25 protein-coding genes are annotated in these 21,126 nt (G+C 56.2%); 16 read left to right on the forward strand and 9 right to left on the reverse strand.

Annotated features, from left to right (window positions below):
- Positions 1-77 precede the first annotated feature (77 nt).
- Complete coding sequence (locus AABB29_RS13600) at positions 78-1,244, forward strand: DUF2235 domain-containing protein (protein WP_341366395.1); 1,167 nt, start codon at positions 78-80, stop codon at positions 1,242-1,244.
- On the opposite strand, the gene serS is transcribed toward AABB29_RS13600, so the two are convergent.
- Positions 1,219-2,511 carry a serine--tRNA ligase gene (gene serS / locus AABB29_RS13605; RefSeq protein WP_341366394.1) on the reverse strand — a complete coding sequence of 431 codons (1,293 nt, stop codon included), beginning with the start codon at positions 2,509-2,511 and terminating at the stop codon, positions 1,219-1,221. The genes AABB29_RS13600 and serS overlap by 26 nt on opposite strands.
- A 250-nt stretch (positions 2,512-2,761) precedes the next feature.
- Between serS and yajC the strand changes: the two genes are divergently transcribed.
- Genes yajC through AABB29_RS13655 form a run of 10 tightly spaced genes read left to right on the forward strand, consistent with a single transcriptional unit; the run spans position 2,762 to position 9,457 of the window.
- A complete protein-coding gene (yajC, locus tag AABB29_RS13610) occupies positions 2,762-3,043 on the forward strand; it encodes a preprotein translocase subunit YajC (RefSeq protein ID WP_341366393.1) in 282 nt (93 codons plus the stop codon).
- A gap of 21 nt (positions 3,044-3,064) precedes the next feature.
- A complete protein-coding gene (secD, locus tag AABB29_RS13615) occupies positions 3,065-4,726 on the forward strand; it encodes a protein translocase subunit SecD (protein WP_341366392.1) in 1,662 nt (553 codons plus the stop codon).
- 1 nt (position 4,727) lies between these two features.
- Positions 4,728-5,696, forward strand: coding sequence for a protein translocase subunit SecF (gene secF, locus AABB29_RS13620; protein ID WP_373636573.1), 969 nt, complete (start codon positions 4,728-4,730; stop codon positions 5,694-5,696).
- Positions 5,697-5,705: 9 nt separating this feature from the next.
- Entirely contained in the window at positions 5,706-6,059 is a 354-nt protein-coding gene (locus AABB29_RS13625; protein ID WP_341366391.1) for an Mth938-like domain-containing protein, read from the forward strand.
- Positions 6,060-6,677, forward strand: a complete 618-nt coding sequence (ccmA, locus tag AABB29_RS13630; RefSeq protein WP_341366390.1) for a heme ABC exporter ATP-binding protein CcmA — start codon at positions 6,060-6,062, stop codon at positions 6,675-6,677.
- On the forward strand, positions 6,674-7,330 hold the full coding sequence (gene ccmB, locus AABB29_RS13635; RefSeq protein ID WP_341366389.1) for a heme exporter protein CcmB: 657 nt from the start codon (positions 6,674-6,676) through the stop codon (positions 7,328-7,330). The genes ccmA and ccmB overlap by 4 nt, the downstream gene beginning before the upstream one ends.
- A gap of 42 nt (positions 7,331-7,372) precedes the next feature.
- Complete coding sequence (ccmC, locus tag AABB29_RS13640; protein ID WP_373636574.1) at positions 7,373-8,104, forward strand: heme ABC transporter permease CcmC; 732 nt, start codon at positions 7,373-7,375, stop codon at positions 8,102-8,104.
- The gene (gene ccmD, locus AABB29_RS13645) at positions 8,097-8,240 is read left to right on the forward strand and encodes a heme exporter protein CcmD (RefSeq protein WP_341366388.1); all 144 of its coding nucleotides are present in this window, start codon (positions 8,097-8,099) and stop codon (positions 8,238-8,240) included. Before ccmC ends, ccmD begins: the two co-directional genes overlap by 8 nt.
- Entirely contained in the window at positions 8,233-8,772 is a 540-nt protein-coding gene (locus tag AABB29_RS13650; protein WP_341366387.1) for a DsbE family thiol:disulfide interchange protein, read from the forward strand. Before ccmD ends, AABB29_RS13650 begins: the two co-directional genes overlap by 8 nt.
- 1 nt (position 8,773) lies before the next feature.
- Entirely contained in the window at positions 8,774-9,457 is a 684-nt protein-coding gene (locus tag AABB29_RS13655) for a hypothetical protein (RefSeq protein WP_373636575.1), read from the forward strand.
- A 72-nt stretch (positions 9,458-9,529) separates the two neighbouring features.
- Here AABB29_RS13655 and acnA read toward each other — a convergent pair whose 3' ends face one another.
- Positions 9,530-12,220: an aconitate hydratase AcnA gene (gene acnA / locus AABB29_RS13660; RefSeq protein WP_373636576.1), complete on the reverse strand. Its 2,691-nt coding sequence runs from the start codon at positions 12,218-12,220 to the stop codon at positions 9,530-9,532.
- Between the two features lie 228 nt (positions 12,221-12,448).
- On the opposite strand from acnA, the gene AABB29_RS13665 reads away from it, so the two are divergent.
- Positions 12,449-13,141 (forward strand): DUF1223 domain-containing protein, encoded by a 693-nt coding sequence (locus AABB29_RS13665; RefSeq protein ID WP_341366385.1) that lies wholly within the window; start codon positions 12,449-12,451, stop codon positions 13,139-13,141.
- Here the strand turns inward: AABB29_RS13665 and AABB29_RS13670 are convergent.
- The 6 genes from AABB29_RS13670 to AABB29_RS13695 all read right to left on the reverse strand — a co-directional run bounded on the left by AABB29_RS13670 (position 13,138) and on the right by AABB29_RS13695 (position 16,989).
- Positions 13,138-14,028 (reverse strand): lysophospholipid acyltransferase family protein, encoded by an 891-nt coding sequence (locus AABB29_RS13670; RefSeq protein WP_341366384.1) that lies wholly within the window; start codon positions 14,026-14,028, stop codon positions 13,138-13,140. The genes AABB29_RS13665 and AABB29_RS13670 overlap by 4 nt on opposite strands.
- The gene (nthA, locus tag AABB29_RS13675; protein WP_341366383.1) at positions 14,025-14,669 is read right to left on the reverse strand and encodes a nitrile hydratase subunit alpha; all 645 of its coding nucleotides are present in this window, start codon (positions 14,667-14,669) and stop codon (positions 14,025-14,027) included. Before nthA ends, AABB29_RS13670 begins: the two co-directional genes overlap by 4 nt.
- Positions 14,659-14,940 carry an SH3-like domain-containing protein gene (locus AABB29_RS13680; protein WP_341366382.1) on the reverse strand — a complete coding sequence of 94 codons (282 nt, stop codon included), beginning with the start codon at positions 14,938-14,940 and terminating at the stop codon, positions 14,659-14,661. The genes nthA and AABB29_RS13680 overlap by 11 nt, the downstream gene beginning before the upstream one ends.
- Entirely contained in the window at positions 14,933-15,238 is a 306-nt protein-coding gene (locus AABB29_RS13685) for a ScnB-like protein (protein ID WP_373636917.1), read from the reverse strand. Before AABB29_RS13685 ends, AABB29_RS13680 begins: the two co-directional genes overlap by 8 nt.
- A 167-nt stretch (positions 15,239-15,405) precedes the next feature.
- A complete protein-coding gene (locus AABB29_RS13690; RefSeq protein WP_341366380.1) occupies positions 15,406-16,452 on the reverse strand; it encodes a FliG C-terminal domain-containing protein in 1,047 nt (348 codons plus the stop codon).
- Between the two features lie 48 nt (positions 16,453-16,500).
- Positions 16,501-16,989 (reverse strand): autoinducer binding domain-containing protein, encoded by a 489-nt coding sequence (locus AABB29_RS13695; protein WP_341366379.1) that lies wholly within the window; start codon positions 16,987-16,989, stop codon positions 16,501-16,503.
- 139 nt (positions 16,990-17,128) lie between these two features.
- Here AABB29_RS13695 and AABB29_RS13700 point away from each other — a divergent pair, with 139 nt between their 5' ends.
- Together AABB29_RS13700 and AABB29_RS13705 are read left to right on the forward strand one after the other, a co-directional pair.
- Complete coding sequence (locus AABB29_RS13700) at positions 17,129-17,737, forward strand: autoinducer binding domain-containing protein (RefSeq protein WP_341366378.1); 609 nt, start codon at positions 17,129-17,131, stop codon at positions 17,735-17,737.
- A 123-nt stretch (positions 17,738-17,860) separates the two neighbouring features.
- Positions 17,861-18,520, forward strand: coding sequence for an acyl-homoserine-lactone synthase (locus tag AABB29_RS13705; protein WP_373636577.1), 660 nt, complete (start codon positions 17,861-17,863; stop codon positions 18,518-18,520).
- Between the two features lie 51 nt (positions 18,521-18,571).
- Here the strand turns inward: AABB29_RS13705 and purB are convergent, their stop codons facing one another.
- Positions 18,572-19,879 carry an adenylosuccinate lyase gene (gene purB / locus AABB29_RS13710; RefSeq protein ID WP_341366376.1) on the reverse strand — a complete coding sequence of 436 codons (1,308 nt, stop codon included), beginning with the start codon at positions 19,877-19,879 and terminating at the stop codon, positions 18,572-18,574.
- A 72-nt stretch (positions 19,880-19,951) separates the two neighbouring features.
- Between purB and AABB29_RS13715 the strand changes: the two genes are divergently transcribed.
- On the forward strand, positions 19,952-20,383 hold the full coding sequence (locus AABB29_RS13715; protein ID WP_341366375.1) for a DUF6314 family protein: 432 nt from the start codon (positions 19,952-19,954) through the stop codon (positions 20,381-20,383).
- A 79-nt stretch (positions 20,384-20,462) separates the two neighbouring features.
- Positions 20,463-21,104, forward strand: a complete 642-nt coding sequence (locus tag AABB29_RS13720; protein ID WP_341366374.1) for a biotin transporter BioY — start codon at positions 20,463-20,465, stop codon at positions 21,102-21,104.
- The last annotated feature ends 22 nt before the right edge of the window (positions 21,105-21,126 follow it).

A 21,126-nucleotide genomic window follows, 5' to 3' on the forward strand; every position in this document is an offset into this window, starting at 1 on the left:
CTTTGGTCAGGAAATGCTGACTTGCGGCAAGGCGAACCCTACGTCACCTTCTCATTATTAGAGAGGGATATTTTGCGATGAAACGGATAGCTATTTTCTGCGATGGGACGTGGAATTCGCCCACGATCTCTGAAACCACCAATGTCCATCATATGTATGAGGCTTGTGTTCAGGATGACGGTCAGGTTGCGATCTACCTTGAAGGGGTCGGCGTTGGCGAGTTTTCCAATAAGATCAGAACCTTTCTGAACAAGATCGGGGGTGGCGCGTTTGGCTGGGGTTTGGCTCGCAATGTCAAAAAGGCTTATGCCGCGCTGTGCCGTGTCTATGAGGAAGGTGATGAGATCCTTATTTTCGGCTTTTCGCGCGGCGCGTATACGGCCCGTTCGCTGGCCGGAATGATCCGCAAATGTGGTCTGATCCCGAAAGATGATCTGGGCGTCTACCGTTTGGCGATGGCTTGGAACCTCTATAAAAAGGCCGGGAAAAAGAACCATCCCGACAGCTATCATATCTGGGCAAAGCGCCAGAAATTATCGCCTGATGTGGCCACCTCTACCACGGATTTGGAACGCCGCGCAGGGCAGGGGCATCTGGTGAATATCGCCTATCTGGGTGTCTGGGATACCGTTGGCGCCTTGGGCATACCAGAGCAATTGCTGGGCCCTATCGCCAAGCTGTGGAACTGGCGTTACCGGTTCCATGATGCAGAATTGTCGTCGCTTGTGCGCACCGCGCGGCATGCTGTTGCGCTGGATGAACGCCGTGTCTTCTACAAGCCCGCCCTTTGGGACAATATGGATGACCCGGATGGCAACAACAAAGGGCGCATGACTGCAAATAGCCCATGGCAGCAATTATGGTTTGTCGGCAGTCATAGCATCGTGGGTGGCAGCAGCCCCAGTGAAAAGCTGGTCGCCTTTCCGCTGGAATGGATCTTGGAAGGGGCCACCGGACTGCGGCTTCGGTCCGATTTTCATATTCCAAAGGAAAAGGGTGATCCGATCTTTGAAACGGATGAGCTGACCGATCCTGGCCGTATCTACAATATCGCGCCCAGTTTGCTGGCCTGGCGTGATCCGCCACAGGACGCAGGCCAAGTCCATTGGTCCGTTGCGCAACGCGCGCAAACGTTGGCCGATATCTACCGGCCGGGCACGATTGAGCTGGTTCTGGCCGCCCTTTTGCAGCAAGAGCAGCCAGTATTCACAGATGATATCAGGCCAGCTGTCCGTCAGGCGTGATCCGCGTTTTGCCGCGCAGATAAGGGTGCAGGGCGGTGGGTAGATCAACAGACCCGTCCTCTTGCTGCCCGTTTTCGACAACCGCGATCAGCGCCCGCCCAACAGCCAGACCTGAGCCATTCAGCGTATGCACAAATTGCGGCTTGCCGCCGCCTTCGGGTTTGTAGCGCGCATTCATGCGCCGGGCCTGATAATCACCCGCGACCGAGACCGAGCTGATTTCACGATAGGTATTCTGGCCCGGCAGCCAGACCTCGATATCGTGGGTCTTGCGCATGCCAGCCCCCAGATCACCGGTACAAAGCACGACCGTCCGGTAGGGCAGGCCCAGTTTTTCTAAGATGGCTTGGGCACAGCCGGTCATCCGGTCATGTTCTGCGGCGCTGTCTTCGGGGCGGGTGACGCTGACCATCTCGACCTTTTCGAACTGGTGCTGGCGCAACATGCCCGATGTATCGCGGCCCGCGCTGCCGGCCTCAGAGCGAAAACACTGGGTATGGGCCACATAGCGGCGCGGCAGATAGTCTTCGTCGATGGTCAGACCATTTACGATATTGGTCAGTGTGACCTCTGCCGTCGGGATGAGCCACCAGCCATTGGTCGTCTGATAGCTGTCCTCGCCGAATTTTGGCAACTGGCCGGTGCCGTACATCATCGCTTCGCGTACTAGCACAGGGGTGATCGTTTCGGTCAGGCCGTGTTCTTCGACATGAACGTCCAGCATGAACTGGGCGAGAGCGCGGTGCAGGCGCGCAACTGCCCCCGATAGCAGAACAAAGCGGCTGCCCGACAATTTAGCCGCCGTTTCAAAATCCATTCCGGGTCGGATGGCGGGGATGTCGTAATGTTCAACCGGGTCAAAGCTGAAATTGCGCGGGCTGCCATGGCGATGGATTTCGACATTGTCATCCTCATCGTCGCCATCGGGTGTCGCGTCATCGGGCAGGTTTGGAATGCCCATCAACAGATCCGTCAAAGCGGCATCTTGTGTCTTCGCTTCTTCATTAAGAGCCGCGATTTCTGCCTTTTTTTCGGCGACAAGGCCGCGTAGCCGTTCAAATTCAGCATCATCGCCGCGCGCTTTGGCAGCGCCCACTTCTTTTGCGGCTTTGTTGGCGTCGGCCTGGGCGGTTTCAGCCGCCAGGATTTTGGCGCGCCGCGCTTCATCCAGCGCCAGAATATCCGATGAGACAGGTGCAACCCCACGGCGAGACAGTGCTGCGTCAAATGCAGCAGGGTTGTCACGGATGGTGCGGATATCATGCATGGGTCCGGTCCTTCGGATTGCTGTTTCAAGTGCGGGACATATGCCCGATTGTCCCGATCAAGTGAACCGTGAAAATTGGCTGGTGACGTGCCAGTATCAGATGAAGCATTGCTTTCCCGCTGTGCTGGCCCCATATGGCGACAAAGGCTGTTAAAAACAGCCCGCAATCGCGGTTGCCAATCGCCCAAGCGGATCATAATGTGCCGCGACTTTCCGGGCGCTTGGCCCCTAATAACAAAAGGGATGGGAAATGAGACCTGCTGACCTGATAATGCTCCTGCTGATATTTGGGATCATGTATTTCTTCTTGATCCGTCCACAGCAGAAAAAGATGAAAGAGCATGCGGCGATGTTGGATGCGCTGCGCCGGGGTGATCAGGTGATTACGCAAGGCGGGCTGATCGGAAAGGTTGTCAAGGTCAAGGACGAGGTGAACGAGGTCGAGCTTGAGGTTGCCAAAGGCACCAATGTCCGTGTGGTCAAATCGACCATCGCCACCGTCATGAACAAGACCGAACCGGCCAATTCCTAATCTGCCGAAAAGGCGCGCTTTATGCTCAATATCTCTTTTCCCAAACTGCTGGCGATCTGGTTAACGGTCGTTGTCGGTTTGACCTTTGCCATGCCCAATGCCTTTTACGGGCGGGTCGAAGCCCATAATGATGCGGTGGCGATAATTGAAACCGGGCAAACGAATGCAGAGCTTGAGGCAGACGCCGCCCTTTGGCCTGGGTTTCTGCCATCGGGCCTGGTTAATCTGGGGCTTGATCTGCGCGGCGGTGCGCATTTGCTGGTTGAGGTACAGGTTGAGGATGTACATGCCTCTTTCTTGGAAGGTCTTTGGCCTTCGGTACGCGATGTCTTGGCGGCCGAACGCGACATAGTTGGCTTTGTCACAGAAGAGGATGGCCCCCCGACGGAACTGCGCGTGCGTATTTCCGAAGCCAGAGGTGCGTCGCGTGCTTTTGAGCTGGTGCGCGGTCTTGGAACCCCGGTGACATCATTTACCGGGGCCGCGGCCAGTAATATCGATGTGACCATCAACGGGACCCTTTTGACCATTACGCTAAGCGAAGCCGAGATCGTTGCGATGGATGAACGGACGATTTCGCAAACGCTTGAAATCATTCGCCGCCGGATCGATGAGGTCGGCACGCGTGAGCCGACCATCCAACGCCAAGGATCGGACCGTGTGCTGGTGCAGGTGCCGGGCGTCGGCTCGGCCCAAGAGATTATCGATCTGCTTGGCACGACAGCGCAGCTGACCTTCAATCAGGTTGACGGGCGCACCGCGGATGCTGGTCAATCCCCGGGCACAGGCAAAGTTCTGCTACCATCGGTGGATGAGCCCGGCACATTTTACATTTTGGAAAGTCGTCCGGTTGTCACGGGTGAGGATCTGGAAAACGCGCAGCTGGATTTTGATCAAAACGGACGGCCTGCGGTGGCGTTCCGGTTCAATACCTCTGCTGCACGTGAATTCGGCGATTACACGCTTGAAAATATCGGGCGTCAGTTTGCCATTGTCCTTGATGATGAAGTGATTTCGGCCCCAACCATCCAAAGCCATATCCCGGGCGGTTCTGGCATTATTACCGGCAATTTCACCGTCGAAGAGGCAACAAACCTGGCCATTCTTCTGCGCGCCGGTGCCTTGCCCGCCGAGCTGACATTCCTTGAAGAACGCACAATCGGGCCAGAACTGGGCCAGGACAGTATCGATGCCGGGAAAATTGCCTGTATCGTCGCCGGTATCGCGATCCTCATCTACATGATACTTAGCTACGGTCTGTTTGGTATCTTTGCCAATATCGCCTTGGTCATCAATGTGGGGCTGATCTTTGGATTGCTGAGCATCGTTGGGGCAACGCTCACGCTGCCCGGGATCGCGGGGATTGTTTTGACCATCGGTATGGCGGTGGACGCCAATGTGATTGTGTTTGAGCGGATCCGCGAAGAGCTGAAGACAGCCAAAGGCCCCGCGCGTGCCATTGAACTGGGCTATGAGAAGGCGCTCTCATCGATTGTGGATGCCAATATTACCACCTTCATCACGGCGGTGATCTTGCTGGTCATGGGTTCTGGCCCGGTTCAGGGCTTTGCCTGGACATTGATGTTCGGCATCATCACGTCTGTTTTCACTGCGATTTTCGTCACCCGGTCATTGATCGTGGTCTGGTTCTCGCGCACCCGTCCTAAGACGATTGAGGTTTGATATGCGGTTAAGACTTGTCAAACAGGGCACCAATGTCGATTTCTTCGCCCGTGCGAAGCTATGGCTTGGTATCTCGCTTGTGATGATGGTGGTGGCTTTCGGGTCATTCATGCTGCAAGGCTTGAATATGGGGATCGATTTCCAGGGTGGCACCAGCATTCGGACCGATTCAACCATCCCTGTTGATGTCGGGGCCTATCGCGAGGCGCTTGAACCACTTGCGCTTGGCGATATTTCCATCGCGTCGGTCGAAGATCCACTTTTTGATGAAGATCAATATGTGGCACAGGTCCGCGTCCAGGCGCAGGAAGGTGATGAGCGGATCGCGAGCGAGACGATTGAAGCCATCCAAGATGCCCTGCGCACCATCGACCCCAATATGACCTTCCCTTCAGTTGAATCAGTTGGCCCAAAAGTATCTGGCGAGCTGATCCAATCGGCAGCAATCGCTGTTGCTTTGGCGGTATTGGCGATCTTGGCCTATATCTGGCTACGTTTCGAATGGCAGTTCGCGGTTGGCGCTGTCTTGGCACTGACCCATGATGTGATCCTGACCATCGGCATCTTTTCCGAGTTTCAGATCAAGTTCGACCTGGCCATCATCGCGGCCTTGCTGACGATTGTGGGCTATTCGATCAATGACACTGTGATCGTTTTTGACCGTGTGCGGGAAAACCTGCGCAAATATAAGAAAAAAGAGCTGAAGGATGTGCTGAACATCTCGATCAACGAAACGCTAAGCCGGACATTGATGACCTCGGTGACGACCTTGCTGGCGTTGATCGCCCTCTTTGTCTTGGGCGGCGACGTGATCCGGGGCTTTGTCTTTGCGATGATCTGGGGCGTTGTCATCGGGACCTACTCGTCGATCTTTGTTGCGTCTGCTATCCTGCTGGTACTGGGTGTGAAACGGGACTGGTCCAAAAAGGATCCGGCTGCGGGCACACGCTATGGTCATATCGATACCTAAGGGGGCCATATGCGCCTGAACGAAATCAACTATGATGAGGCCGCACCAATCGATAGCTACGGCCCGGGGTTTTTTCGGATCGGCGGCGAACGTTATGATGGGCCGGTCATGGTCTCTGCAGGCGGGGTCAAGGCCTGGGGCGGTTTTGACGACACCCAAACAGTGCTGGATCAGGCCGGAACACTGGATGTGCTTTTTGTCGGCACGGGCGCTGAGATCGCGCATCTGCCAGCTGCTTTTCGGACGACGCTGGAAGAGGCGGGAATGGGGGTTGAGCCTATGGCCTCACCCGCGGCCTGCCGCACCTATAACATCCTTTTATCCGAAGGGCGGCGCATCGCCGTTGCCCTGATCCCGGTCTAGATGCTGCAAGTCCGCGATGTGACCTGCGCCCGTGGCGGGGTGCCTGTCCTAAGCAATCTGAATTTTACGGTTAAGGCCGGGCAGGCGCTGATCCTGCGCGGGCCCAATGGGATCGGGAAGACAACCTTGCTGCGGACGCTGGCCGGGTTGCAACCGGCCATTGCGGGCGAGATCAACTATCCAGAGGATGAAGGCGCCTATGCCAGCCATGCCGATGGCATCAAAAGCGCTCTGAGCGTTGCCGAGAACCTCGCCTTTTGGGCGGATGTCTATGGAACAGCGCTGCCGGATGATCTCTACGCAGCCTTTGATCTGACCGATTTGAAGCATCGTTTAGGTGGCACGCTGTCAGCGGGTCAAAAAAGGCGGCTAGGCTTGGCGCGTCTGGGCGTGATTGGCCGCAAGGTGCTTTTCCTGGATGAGCCGACGGTGTCGCTTGATGGTTTCTCGGTCAAGCTATTTGCCAAATGGCTGCAACAGACCCATCTGGCGTCAGGCGGGCTTGCGGTGATTGCGACCCATGTTGATCTGGGGCTTGATACGGCCCCTACGCTTGCGCTGGAGCCGTTCAAATCGGCCCCAGATGCATCAGGCGGGTCTGATGAGGCATTCTTGTGATCGCTTTGCTGATCCGCGACCTGCGGCTGGCGGTCCGGGCCGGGGGCGGATTTGGACTTGGGCTTGCGTTCTTTTTGATTGTTGTGATCCTCGTGCCGTTTGGGGTTGGGCCAGACACGGCGTTGTTGTCCAAAGTGGCGCCGGGGATATTATGGGTGGCATCGCTTTTGGCTGCGCTTTTGTCGCTGGACCGGATTTTCGCGCTTGATTTCGAAGATGGATCGCTTGCGCTGTTGGCCACATCGCCCCTGCCGCTAGAGGCCGTGGCCTGGATGAAGGCGGCGGCGCATTGGATAACCACGGGATTACCGTTGACCATTGCAGCGCCTGCGCTTGGTTTTTTGCTTAGCCTCGCGCCAGAGGCTTATGGCTATCTGCTGATCTCGCTATTGATCGGAACGCCAGCATTGTCGGTGATCGGCACTTTCGGGGCCGCGTTAACGGTTGGTTTGCGGCGGGGCGGTCTGCTGCTGTCACTGTTGGTACTGCCGCTTTATATCCCAACCCTGATTTTCGGGGCCGAGGCGGTGCGGCGCGGGGCGGATGGGCTGGATGCAACGCCTGCGCTTTTGTTGTTAGGGGGGATCACCGCCGGAAGTTTTGTGATCCTGCCGATAGCCGCTGCGGCGGTCTTACGCATCAACCTGCGATGATCAGGGATTGAGACAGGGTATGAGGCAGGATAGATAAACGCCATGTCAGTATGGGAATTTGCCAATCCAAAGCGGTTCATGGACTGGACCAAACCGGTGCTCCCTTGGGCATTTGGGCTGGCAGGGGCATGTCTTTTCATTGGGCTGATTTGGGGGTTCTTCTTTACCGGCGATGACTACAGGCAAGGATCGACCGTCAAGATTATTTACCTCCATGTTCCAGCCGCGATGATGGCGATTAACGCGTGGATCATGATGCTGATTGCGTCGCTGATCTGGTATGTGCGGCGTCACCATGTCTCGGCGCTGGCGGCGCGGGCGGCAGCACCAATTGGGATCGTGATGACGCTGATAGCGCTCGCGACGGGGGCGCTTTGGGGCAAACCGATGTGGGGCAGCTATTGGGAATTTGACCCACGGCTGACATCCTTTCTAATCCTGTTCCTGTTCTATCTTGGCTATATCGCCCTATGGGAAGCGATTGAGGATCAGGACACCGCCGCAGATCTGACGGCAATCTTATGCATCGTCGGATCGCTCTTTGCGATTTTGTCGCGCTACGCAGTGCGGTTCTGGGGGCAGGGGTTGCACCAGGCCACATCTGTACCGGTTGCGACGGGGGGGCGGACGGTGGATAATGTGTTTTTCTACCCGCTGTTGATTTGCATGATTGGTTTCTTTCTGCTTTTCGTGGCGCTTGTTCTGCTGCGCACACGGACAGAAATCCGCCTGCGCCGGATCAGCGCATTAGAAGCGAGGGCGCGCCGTGCCTGACTTGGGTGAATACGCACGCGAAGTTTTGGGGGCATATGGGGTCAGCCTTATATTGATCACCATATTGGTGGGGCAAAGCTGGCGGCGCTATAAACGCGTCAAAGCGGCTTTGGAGGAGGTCGAGAAGAATGGCTAGTATTTCACCCTTGATGATCTTACCGCCCGCGATTTTTGCCGCTATGGCAGGGCTGTTTTTGGGCGGTATGCTGCGTGAAAACCCTGATGAGCTGCCATCGACATTTGTCGGACAGCAGGCGCCAGCGGTTCCGGCCGAGGCTGTCGTGGGTACCGCGCAGCTGACCGATGCTGATCTGCGCACGGGCGAGGTGACAATCGTTAATTTCTGGGCCAGTTGGTGTCCGCCCTGCCGGGCCGAGCATCCCAACCTGCTGGCGCTTGAGGCCGAAGGCTATCGCATTGCGGGCGTCAATTTCCGTGACCAGCAGGATCAGGCCGGAACCTATCTGGCCGATTATGAGGATCCGTTCTTTGCGACGGGCTTTGACCTGCGCGGGCGTACGGCCATTGATTGGGGGGTTACTGCACCGCCCGAGACATTCATCGTGGATGGGGATGGGACGGTGCTGTTCCGCTATATTGGCCCGCTTGTCGGATCCGATTATGAACAGCGGTTTCTGCCTGAGCTGGCGAAGGCAACCGGCGGATAACATGGACGCTGAAACGCTCGAAAATATTGTCCTTTTCCTGCGGATCGGCGTTGTTACGGTCGCGCTTTGGGTCGCGTCGCGCATTTTTGATCTGGCCATGGGGCATTCGCAGCGGCGGGCGGACCGGAACGCTTTTGTGCGCGCGATCTATGCCGAGGTTGATTTCAACACCTTCGATATGACTCGGTTCCTTAATACCAAGGTTCCGCTGTCCCGGTTTCACGGGCTTTTCGAACAGTCTGAGGCGTTCGTGCCGCATATCACGGATGCGCGCCACACGGATGTGTATCGCAGCCGCATCGATGAATTGCATTTTGTCGCTGGCGGGGTCACGGCCAATGCCAGCCTGGTGGGCGATTTGGTGCGTTTTTACGGTGAGCTGGAAAAGGTCGTTCAACAGATAGAAGGGCTGTCCAAGGACAGTTTCAAGACGATCTCGGTGCCTGGGAAGGTTGGAACAGTCCGCACAATTTATCAAACCTGCGCTGTATGCGAGGCTTTGGGCACGAGCGTTTTAAAGAAAATGGAAACTGAATTCCCCAAGCTGCACCTGACTAGGAACGAATCCCAAGTGCACATCATGGGGCCTGAAAAAAGCGATATTCACTTGCTACGCCAAAGGCTTAGCCAGCTTCAGTCAGACTTGGATCGGGTCAATCATCGAAAGCATCAGTCTCTCCTTTGATACATATATAGCGTAGTTACCCCTTACAGACAAGTAAACGCCCCGAACGAAAGGATTCGGGGCGTTTGTTATTTAGGCTGCCTTTGCCAGGTTCTGCAGCACATAGTGCAGCACACCGCCTGCTTTGATGTAATCGATCTCGACGGCTGTATCGATCCGGCATTTCAGCGTGATGTCTTTGGTCGACCCGTCGCCGAAGGTGATGTTGGCGGTGACCTCTTGCAGGGGTTTTACATCGGCGAGCCCTGCGATCGTCACCACTTCCTCGCCCGTCAACCCCAGCGTCTTGCGGGTGTCGCCGCCGGTGAATTCGAATGGAATGACCCCCATGCCGACAAGGTTACTGCGGTGGATGCGTTCGAAGTTTTCGGCAATCACCGCCTTGACGCCCAGAAGCGCTGTGCCCTTGGCTGCCCAGTCGCGCGAAGAACCGGCGCCATATTGCTCGCCGCCAAAGACGACCAATGGGGTGCCTTCGGCCTGATGCGCCATAGACGCCTCAAAAATCGAGGTCTGCGCGCCGTCCGGTCCTTTGGTATAGCCGCCTTCGACCCCATCCAGCATCTCGTTCTTGATGCGGATATTGGCGAAGGTGCCGCGCATCATCACCTCGTGGTTCCCGCGGCGTGAGCCATAGCTGTTGAATTCGCGCACCGGCACCTGCCGTTCGATCAGGTACTTACCAGCGGGCGTCGTGTCCTTGAATGATCCCGCAGGGCTGATGTGGTCGGTTGTGACCATATCGCCCAGGACGGCCAGAACCTTGGCGTTCACCACATCCTGGATCTCGCCCGGCTCTTTGGACATGCCCTGGAAGTAGGGCGGGTTCTGCACATAGGTTGAGGCAGCGGGCCAGTCGTAGGTTTCGCCCGTCGAGGTTTCCACCGCTTGCCATTTTTCGTCGCCTTTGAAGACGTCCGCATATTTGTTGATGAACGCCTCGCGGGTGACGGTTTTTTCAACGAGCGCGTTGATCTCGGCCGAGGTGGGCCAGATGTCTTTGAGGTAGACGTCATTGCCATCCTTGTCCTGCGCGATTGGGTCCTTGGACAGGTCGATATCCATCGTCCCCGCCAGCGCATAGGCCACGACCAAAGGTGGAGAGGCGAGGTAGTTCGCGCGTACATCCGGGCTGATGCGCCCTTCGAAGTTCCGGTTGCCAGAGAGGACAGAGGTGGCGACCAAATCGCCCTCCGCAATCGCGTCGGACAGTTCCTTCTGGATCGGGCCAGAGTTCCCGATGCAAGTGGTGCAGCCGTAGCCGACAAGGTTGAAGCCGATTTTATCGAGGTCATCTTGCAGGCCCGCGGCCTCAAGATATTCGCTGACAACCTGTGATCCCGGGGCGAGCGATGTTTTGACCCATGGCTTGCGGTCTAGCCCCAAGGCGGCGGCTTTGCGCGCCACCAGACCTGCGCCGATCATCACGTAAGGGTTGGATGTGTTGGTGCAGGATGTGATCGAAGCAATCACAACATCGCCCGAAGACAGGGTGTAATCCTCGCCAGCAACGGCGACTTCTTTGTCCATGGGGCGTTTGAACGTCTCTTCCATTTCCTTTTTGAACGCCGCTTTCGCGTCGGTCAGCGCCACATAATCTTGCGGGCGTTTGGGGCCGGAAATGGCGGGGACGATGGTGCCCATGTCGAGGTGCAGGGTAGTGGTGTAGATCGGCGCGTAATTCTCATCGCGCCAGAAACCATTTTCCTTGGCATAGGCTTCGACCAGAGCGATCCGGTCTTCGTCGCGGCCGGTATTGCGCAGGTAACGCAGGGTTTCGCCGTCGATCGGGAAGAAGCCACAGGTCGCGCCGTATTCGGGGGCCATGTTGGCGATTGTGGCGCGGTCGGCGAGCGGCAGGCGGTCCAGTCCTTCGCCGTAGAATTCAACAAATTTGCCGACGACGCCCAGCTCACGTAGCATTTCCACAACTTTCAACACCAAATCGGTGCCGGTGGTGCCTTCCATCATTTCGCCGGTCAGTTCAAAGCCTACAACCTCGGGGATCAGCATGGAAACGGGCTGGCCCAGCATCGCGGCCTCAGCCTCAATCCCGCCAACGCCCCAGCCAAGTACGGCGAGGCCGTTGACCATGGTTGTGTGGGAATCGGTGCCGACGAGCGTATCGGGATAGGCGACCTCTTCGCCGTTCTGATCCTTGTCGGTCCAGACCGTCTGGGCCAGATATTCCAGGTTCACCTGGTGGCAGATACCGGTTCCGGGGGGGACTACGCGGAAGTTGTTAAACGCGCCTTGGCCCCATTTCAGGAACTGGTAGCGCTCCATATTGCGTTCATATTCGCGGTCGACGTTCATCTGGAAGGCACGTGGATTGCCGAATTCATCAATCATGACCGAGTGGTCGATGACCAGATCGACCGGGTTCAGGGGGTTGATCTGCTGGGCATCCCCACCAAGGGCCACGATGCCGTCGCGCATGGCGGCAAGGTCAACCACGGCGGGGACGCCGGTGAAATCCTGCATCAACACGCGGGCAGGGCGGTAGGCGATCTCAATCGGGTTCTTGCCGCCGTTGTCGGCCCATTTGGAAAAGGCTTTGATGTCGTCGACAGAGACGGAAAATCCGCCATCTTCAAAGCGCAGCAAGTTTTCTAACACGACTTTCAATGCGGCAGGTAGCTTTGAAAAGTCGCCCAATCCGGCGGTTTGTGCCGCGGGGATCGAATAATAGGCGACCGACTGATCGCCAACGGTGAGGGTTTTGCGGGTTTTGGAGGTGTCTTTTCCGACAGTGATGGTCATGGCTATCCCTTTCGTGGCGTCGCAGATGTTGGCTGTCTATCTCGGTTGTGCCTGACGTCATTGCGTCAATCAAGTCGCGACGGCAGAGCGGTATGTGGTCGTTTGCAACAGGCGCCAATTGTCAATGAAAGGTTGAAACATTCGTCACAAATGGCTCGCAATTGCTTGATTGGCTATTTAAGTTCGCGCCGCTTAAAACCAATGGGAAATCGTAGTTCAGGTCCCCTTATGCGTCATTTTCTTGTTGCTCTTGCGTTTTGTGGTTGGTTGCAGCCAACATTCCTTGCGGCCCAGTCGGGGCCGGTGGTAGTTGAGCTTTACACATCGCAAGGCTGTTCCTCATGCCCGCCCGCAGATGCGATGATGCATGAACTTGCGCAGCAGGATGATGTGATCGCCTTGGCGCTGCATGTGGATTACTGGGATTATATCGGCTGGAAGGACAGCTTTGCCGATCCCGCATTTACGGCAAGACAACATGATTATGCGCGCGCTGCAAATTCGGCGACTGTATATACCCCGCAAATGGTGATTGGCGGGGTAGAGCATGTCGTTGGATCGCGGCCGATGCAGGTGATGGATGCGGTTCAGGCACAGCGTGCGCGGGGCTATGCGGTATCGGTTGCCCTGACCCGGGATGGGGACAACGTTCAAATTGCCGCTCATCCAGAAAGTGCTGGCGATTACGTGGTGCAACTGGTGCGCTTTATCCCAGAAGAAACAGTTTCGATCCGCCGCGGTGAAAACGCGGGGCGCAGTCTAAGCTACGCAAATATCGTCCGATCTTGGGATATCGTCAGCCAATGGGACGGGCGTGCGCCGCTGAATTTGACGGCAGAAGCCCCCGGAAATGATCCCGTGGCTGTCATCATCCAGCAGGCCAGCAATGGGCCGATCGTCGGCGCCGCACAGCTGCGCTAGCGCTTTTTGCGCCGATCTTTCCAGCGGCGATGTACCCAGAACCATTGTTCAGGACGGCGTGCAATCTGCCCTTCAAGCCTTTGGGTCATTTCTATCATCATATCATGCGGCGTGGCGGGTTTGATCGGCGCCTCGACCTCAACCTGAAATGAAAACCCGTCTGGCTGACGAATACCGAAATACGGAATGACAAGCGCATCCAGTTTCAGCGCGATGTCTGCGGCAGAGGTTGCTGTATGCGCCGGTTGGCCTAGAAATGGGATCTCAATGCCTCTGGCGCGCACGTCGAACAACAAAGTCCCCATGCCGCCCTTTTTGAGGTGCCGCGCGAATCCCATCGTGCCCCGTTTGCCTTGTTCAAAAACGGGACCACCCCACGAGGTCATTGTCTTGGCGTAGTGATCATTGAAATAAGGGTTTTGCATGGGACGGTAGAGGCCACCAATCTCATGCCCCATCGCAGTCAAAACCTGACGGGGGGCTTCGTGATTTCCGAAATGTCCGGTGACGAAGATGACTGGGCGCTTGTCGGCGGCGGCCTGGGCCAAGGGTGCAAGCCCATCGCCTTTGGGCTCCGTTCGGGCGAGCCGTTGACCAAATTCCTGCCAGGCGTAGTTTTCGATCAATGTCCGCCCGAAATTATCGCAACAAGCCTTTGCAATGCGCTGCCGCTCAGGCACAGGCATTTCGGGGTAAATCATCGCAAGATTATCTTCAGAGCGCCGGCGATAGCCTGCAAGGGGGCTGATTGCGCGGTTGACAGCCGCGCCCATTAGCCGAACCCGGCGTTCGTAAGGCAGTTTCAACATCGTCGCAATCAGACCGCGCAGCGCGCGGTCAGCAAGCCAATCGGCTTTGGTGCCTGATTGCGGTGATGCCTGTGTCACGGAACTTGGGGTGCTTCGATGATCCCGGTGCCAATCATGCTGTCACGGGTGACCAAGTCTGCCAGCGCTTTTTCAGACCAGTTTTCAGTGCCCGCAGGACGATTTGGAATCACAATGTAACGCATGTCGGCGGTGCTATCATGGACCCGCACAGTTGTCTCGGGGGGTAATAAGACCCCAAATTCTGCCAGAACTTTGCGCGGCTCCTTCACAGTGCGCGATCGGTAGGCGCGCGATTTGTACCAATCGGGCGGTAGGCCCAGCAAATTGCGCGGATAGCAGGAACACAAGGTGCAGACGATAATGTTGTGTATATTGGGTGTGTTTTCCACCGCAATCAGCCGCAATGGGCCGATGTCAAAACCCATGTCTTTACTGGCCGCGCTTGCATCCTTCAAAAGGGCGCTACGAAATGCCGGATCAGTCCAGGCGCGGGCCACAACTGCGGCACCATTGGCCGGACTACGGCTGTCCATCAGATCGATCTGCCCGTTGATTTCGGCGGCCGTGGTCACGCCTTTTTCGATCAGCAATTCTCTGATCGCGATTTCCATTTGCTGCCAATAGGTCAGCGGGTGATCGTTATCTGCGCGGTACGGGTGCCCCGATGGCGACAGATTTTCATGGTGATCATGGGGCATGCGGTTGCTCTATATTTTCCAGCCAATGGGCATATATCTCGGCATCGACAGTGTCATCGGGGTGGGCGGTATCGGTGCCCCAAATCTCGGACATGGTAAAGCGGATACGCATCAGCGGTGTGGGTGTGCCGTCATGCCCGTAAGCCAGCGCTTCGGGGTTCGGGAATGGCCCGAGATGGCGTTCAACCCAACCTGTTTTGCCGCGCAGATAAACAGGGGTCCGGACATGGCCGGGGGGCATGTCGGCGCGGACGCGTACCCATTCAACCATCGGCGGCATCCCCATAGGTTGCCCCGCGCGCTGCGACTTCGGACATACGCGCGGCAAGTTCTGCAGTCGAATAGACGCCAGCCTCAATCAGGTTTTGGTTGATCGATGCGACCCAGCGTTCGTAATAGGACATGGTTTCAAAGGCCTCGGGGCCCATATCCTCAAGGACGCGGCGTAGACCATCAACGGTGAAATGCCCTTTGCCCGAGCAAATGACCATCAAGGCATCAACGCGTTTCTCCCAAAGGGCAAAGTCATGTTGATCCGTTGGGATCGGCCCGGCCAAGCTGCCGCCCATGTCGTGCCAGCGGCGTCCATCAAACGTATCTGTATATTCTGCCATGACGAAAGGGTAAATCAGATCGCAACGCAGTGTCTACGCGCAATTCGGCCTCAAGACCGCTGATCGGCAGCGCGAGGCCACCAGGATGCTTCACAATCCTTGGCCCTGGGGGACGCCACCAACTAGGTGTCTTCGTCCTCCTCATCAAGGGTGCGCATTGTAATGGTGCCCGTATCGACAAGTTCCCGGATCGCGTTTGTTACAGAGCCCATGGCCTCTTCGCCAGCCGCTTTCTTAATGGTTCCTGCCTCCATTGCATCATCGCGGATTTGTGTCGCCATACGTTGCGAGACATTTGAGAGGATAAATTCAGCGGATGCTTTCAGATGGTCGTCACCCTTCAAAGCAGCGGCAATCGCGATGGTAAGCGTTTCACCAGGGACAGCCCGGATGCAGTTCGGGATATCCAGCTCTTTGATCCGGTGCACAATGTCCTTGAATGTGAAGATCGCGTTGCGCACATCGGTGGCGAAAGCCGGATCATCATTGTCGAGGCTTTCCAAGACCTCTTCGCGGCGGTCAGATTTGGTTGAGTTCAGGATTGCACCAAGGCGCTGCACCGGTGCGCGTTCGAAAGCAAGCGCTGGGGTCTGACCATAGTCTTCGGCCAAACCCTTGCCGATGATGCGGACAGCCTCTGGCGATGTGTCTGCGGTTTGCGACATGGCGAGGCTGATCTTACGTGCGCGATCGCCTGGGGTCAGACTTAACACCTCGGCTGCCTGAGCGACGGAGAGTTTCGACAGAGTAATTGCACAAACTTCAATACTCTCAGAGGTCATAATGGCGACAATCCGCTCATTCGGAAGCGAGGTAATCAGAGGCCAATGATCGCCATTTCGCACGCTCGCCGTCTGTTTCCGTAGCCTGTCTGCAAGCTGCGGGCTGAGGTGATCGGCAATGGCAAGGATGGCTGCGTCTTCGTTCCCTGGCGCGGTCAAACCAACCGCATCGACGGCGCTTAGAAACTCTTCGGCAACAGCACTGACAGTTTCACGATCCACAAGTTTGATCGCGCCCATTTCGCGAGTCAGCAGTTCCTGCAAGGATTCTGGCAGTTGGGACAATGACAGTTCACCGCCATCGCTGATCAGCATTTGTACGATCATCGCCGCCTTGCGGCGGCGTGTCAGTTCAGGCGAGGGGGACATGGACATCTGCATATTCATGCAGCTCTTGTAACCCTGGGCCCGTAAAGGAAGAGTTATCTTTGATCCTTATGAACCAGGATGGGTCACCAAAATCGACATATTTTTCAATTGCTGAACTGTCTCTGGCGACAACTGCGCCTGTTCAGCAGTGCTGTCATGCAGCTTAAGTACGTCTGCGGACAACTTGTTGATTTCATCATCGGTGAACTCGCGAGCTGCATTTGCAAAGCCGCAAATACTTCGGCTGTCACCCTGATCTGTTGCGATCACAACACCAAAATGCATACCGTGATCTGCGGCAAGTTTCATCACACCCGCAGGGTCGTCAAGATCGGACCAACGGCGGGCGCCGACATGCTCAAAACCCCAGGCGACCATGGGGTCATTCATCAGCAAACCGTTCTGAGAGTAGTAGTCCAGCCATGCCTTTGCGTAAGTTTGGAACATAAACCTTGGAGTCGTGTAAGCGATATGAAACCCAAGGGCGTAGCCTGTTGGTGCTAACTCATTAAGCCCGCCAAGGACTTCACTGATCTCAACTTGTGTTGCTGACATGGTCGTAACTCGCTTTCCGGTTGCCAAGCACTTGGCAATGCTCATATTGTACTACTCGGCACTGCATAAACGATAGTAGTATCAAGCGCTAAGCATCAACAAGAGCTTTGTAAGACCTAAAGCTTTTTGAGGAACCTGAATGTCGAAACTTCTGGGCCCGGAGGAGGTCGCACAACTCGCCCCATCTGGATATTATGTTGCTTTGCGGATCGGATTTGCATTCCCCATGGAAGAGACGAACGCATTTCCGCAGGAGTGGGTAGATCACTATACAAATAACCGCTTTATGCTGTTTGATCCTGTGGTTAGATGGGCCTACAGCAATGTAGGAATATGCCGTTGGAGCGAGCTCCCTATCGATGATCCTAAGCGCATTGTTGCGCAGGCGCAAACATTTGGGATGCGTTATGGTGTCACTGTTTCGATTTTTGAAAACGGCGCAGATGCTCAAAGATCGTATGCATCTTTTACGCGATCTGATCGGGAGTATACCGACTTAGAGATGAAATTGCTTAAGGCATATTTAACCCGTCGACACTCCGAAACCGCGCCGCCGACGAATCTGACCAAGGCCGAATTGGAAGCACTTGGGATGGTCAAGGATGGAAAACGCCTCAAGGAAATCGCCTTTGAGTTGAGCGTCAGCGAAGGTGCTGTTAAGCAACGGCTCAAAAATGCAAAGCTCAAACTCGGCGCAAAGACCGGAACGCAGGCTGCGGCTTTGGCGAACCAGTACGGTCTTATCTAGAAAATTAACCAATTTTCGCTCTCACTTAAGTACAATTCGCGCTAATTTATCTCTGTCTTGGTAAAGACCAAACAGCAAGGTGGACGAGCGATGGCTCGTCTCAGGGTAGAGAGAAAAGTAGACATGGAAAATATCACCTTCAATCTGGCAGAACTTCACAAGTATGGGACGGCCTTTTACGAATTTCTGGCGCTTCGTAAACGCTTCTTCGTCGATAAGCTTGGGTGGGATGTTCCACATGATGACGACGTGGAAATGGATCAGTATGACAATCCAAATGCCTATTATTCTTTGGTGTTGCGCGACGGGAAAGTCATTGGCGGAATGCGTGCCATGGCAACTACGGCGCAATGGGGTAGCCATACTTACATGTTGCGCGATGCGGTTGATGGCAAGCTGATCGGCATCCCCGCAGACATCATTCCACAGGCTGAAGTAACCCCCAATTTGTGGGAAGCGACACGGGTTGTCATATCCGACGAAGTGACCACGCACGCAGATCGGTCACAGTGCTTGTCACTGATTCTCGACGGCGTGGTTGATCAGGCAACGACCCATGGGGCGACCGAAATCATTGCACTTTGCCCGCCGATCTTTGCGCGGACGTTACGTCAACTTGGCTACCCCGCAAAACTGATCGGCGATTCGTATGTGAACATGCATGATGACCGTCGTTATGTCGCCATGAGCATGCCAGCGGTGCGCAGAAAGGCAGCAGCGCCCGCGACCAACCGTCGCACGGCAAAAGCCCAAGACGTAGCGCATCAATCGGCCGGACAATGATCTTCGAATGATCGGCCGTGTTGCTGGAGCACGGCCGATCAATCGCAACCTCTACTGCTCCCCAAAGACACGCGTGAAAATCGTGTCGACATGTTTGGTATGGTAAGCCAGATCGAATTTCTCTTCGATCTCTGCGACTGACAGTGCGGCAAGAACTTCTTTGTCGGCCAACAGCTCGGTCTTGAAGTCGGCGCCTTGCTCCCAGACCTTCATGGCGTTCCGCTGTACCAGGCGGTAAGCATCCTCGCGGCTGACACCGGCTTGGGTCAGTGCAAGCAAGACGCGTTGTGACATCACAAGCCCGCGGAACTTGTTCATATTCGCCAACATATTGTCGGGATAGATGACCAATTTCTCGATGACGCCAGCCAAGCGGTTCAGGGCGAAATCCAATGTGACAGTCGTATCCGGTCCAATCGCGCGCTCAACGGATGAGTGGCTGATATCACGCTCATGCCAAAGGGCGACATTCTCCATCGCGGGGACAACAGACATACGAACGAGGCGGGCCAGCCCGGTCAGGTTCTCTGTCAGAACGGGGTTGCGTTTATGGGGCATGGCCGAGCTGCCTTTTTGACCCTTTGAAAAGAACTCTTCGGCTTCCAGAACCTCGGTGCGCTGCATATGGCGAATTTCGGTCGCGATGTTTTCAATACTGCTGGCGATCACGCCCAAGGTGGCAAAGAACATCGCATGACGGTCGCGGGGGATGACTTGGGTGCTGATCGGCTCAGGGGACAGGCCAAGCTGGGCGCAGACATGTTCCTCAACTGCGGGGTCGATATTTGCAAAGGTGCCGACCGCGCCAGAAATAGCACCGGTCGCGATTTCGGCGCGGGCGGCAACAAGGCGGGCACGGCCGCGATCCATTTCGGCATAGAAGCGGGCAAAGGTCAGGCCCATGGTCGTCGGTTCGGCATGGATGCCGTGGCTGCGCCCGATACGGACATCCATTTTATGCTCATGGGCGCGCGTTTTCAGCGCGGCAAGCACCCGGTCCATGTCCGCAATCAGAATATCCGCAGCCCGCACCAGTTGCACATTCAATGTGGTGTCCAGCACATCGGATGAGGTCATGCCCTGATGCACAAACCGGGCATCTTCGGACCCGATATGTTCGGCCAGATGGGTCAGGAATGCGATCACGTCATGTTTCGTGACGGCCTCGATCTCATCAATGCGGGCTACGTCGAATTCTACATCCTTGGCCTTCCAAACAGCCTCGGCGTTTTCTTTGGGGATGACGCCCAGGTTGGCCTGTGCATCGCAGGCATGGGCCTCGATCTCATACCAGATGCGGAACTTGGTCGCGGGGTCCCAAATGGCGGTCATTTCAGGGCGGGAATAACGAGGGATCATGGGGCCTACCTTTGCAGCGAAAGTCGCTTGCGTCATAAGGGGGGAACTGCCGAGCCTCAAGGGAGCGACGACGTGAAACTGGCAAGCCTGCCGCAAAATATGGCCGATTTCGAAGGCAAATGGGTGCTGGACCGGCAGATCGCCGATGCGCGGGCCGGGCAGAACGGTCATTTGACCGGGCATGCGGTGTTCACACGCCGCTCGGAAAGTGTCTTGGAATATTGTGAAGAGGGCCGTCTGCAAATGGGGCAGGGCCCCGCATTGCAGGCGACACGGCGATACATCTGGCACTTTGATGCGGGGCAGGTGGCGGTCCAGTTCGATGATGAGGCCCCGTTCCACCGGTTTGCGCTGACGCCAACAGCAGTGGGCGAGGATCACCTTTGCGGCGACGACCTATATAGATCCACATATGACTTTGCCGATTGGCCCAAATGGGAATGTCGCTGGTCGGTTGTGGGGCCGCGCAAGGACTATGTTTCGACAACGCGCTACCGCAGGTGATGCGACCGTGCTGCTTGCGTTGCAGGCATGGCTAGGGCAATAAGCGGTCAGGAAAATAGATATAAAGGGAGAGCGGCGCATGGCCCTTGCACTCAACAATAAGGTTTTGGCAGAGACATTTGGCCCATCTGAGGGGATGTCTCGGACGCTGAAACAAGTGATGCTTTTGGTCATCGGCGTCGCGGCGCTGTGGATCTCGGCGAAAATCCAGATCGCGACAGTGCCCGTTCCGGTCACGCTGCAATTGCTGGTGATCATGTCAATCGGGGCCGCTTACGGCTCTGCGTTGGGGCTTAGCACCGTTGCGGCTTACGTGGCGCTGGGTGTGCAGGGTTTGCCGGTTTTTGCGGGGACACCTGAAAAAGGCATTGGTCTTGCATACATCATGGGCCCGACAGGCGGTTATATCCTGGGCTTTATGCTGGCGGCCTATGTTGTCGGTATGCTGGCGAAATCCGGTTGGGACCGCAGCCCTGTGTCTATGGCTGGCGCCATGGCGGTTGGTATCCTCTGCGTCTATATCCCAGGTGTGATCTGGCTCTGCTCTGGTGCAAATCTGCTGGCTGGTCTGGCCGGGCAGGATGCGTTCATGGGCTTTGGGTGGCAGAACTGGTATGCCTACGGTGTGAAAACATTCATCTGGGTCGATGCGCTGAAACTGGTTGCGGCTGTGATTGCATTCCCAATGATCTGGCGCCTGGTTGGCGACGCTCGCCAGTAGGCCATCACACTATCAGAGTTTT

The sequence above is a fragment of the Yoonia sp. BS5-3 genome (assembly GCF_038069655.2).
Lineage (GTDB): Bacteria > Pseudomonadota > Alphaproteobacteria > Rhodobacterales > Rhodobacteraceae > Yoonia > Yoonia phaeophyticola.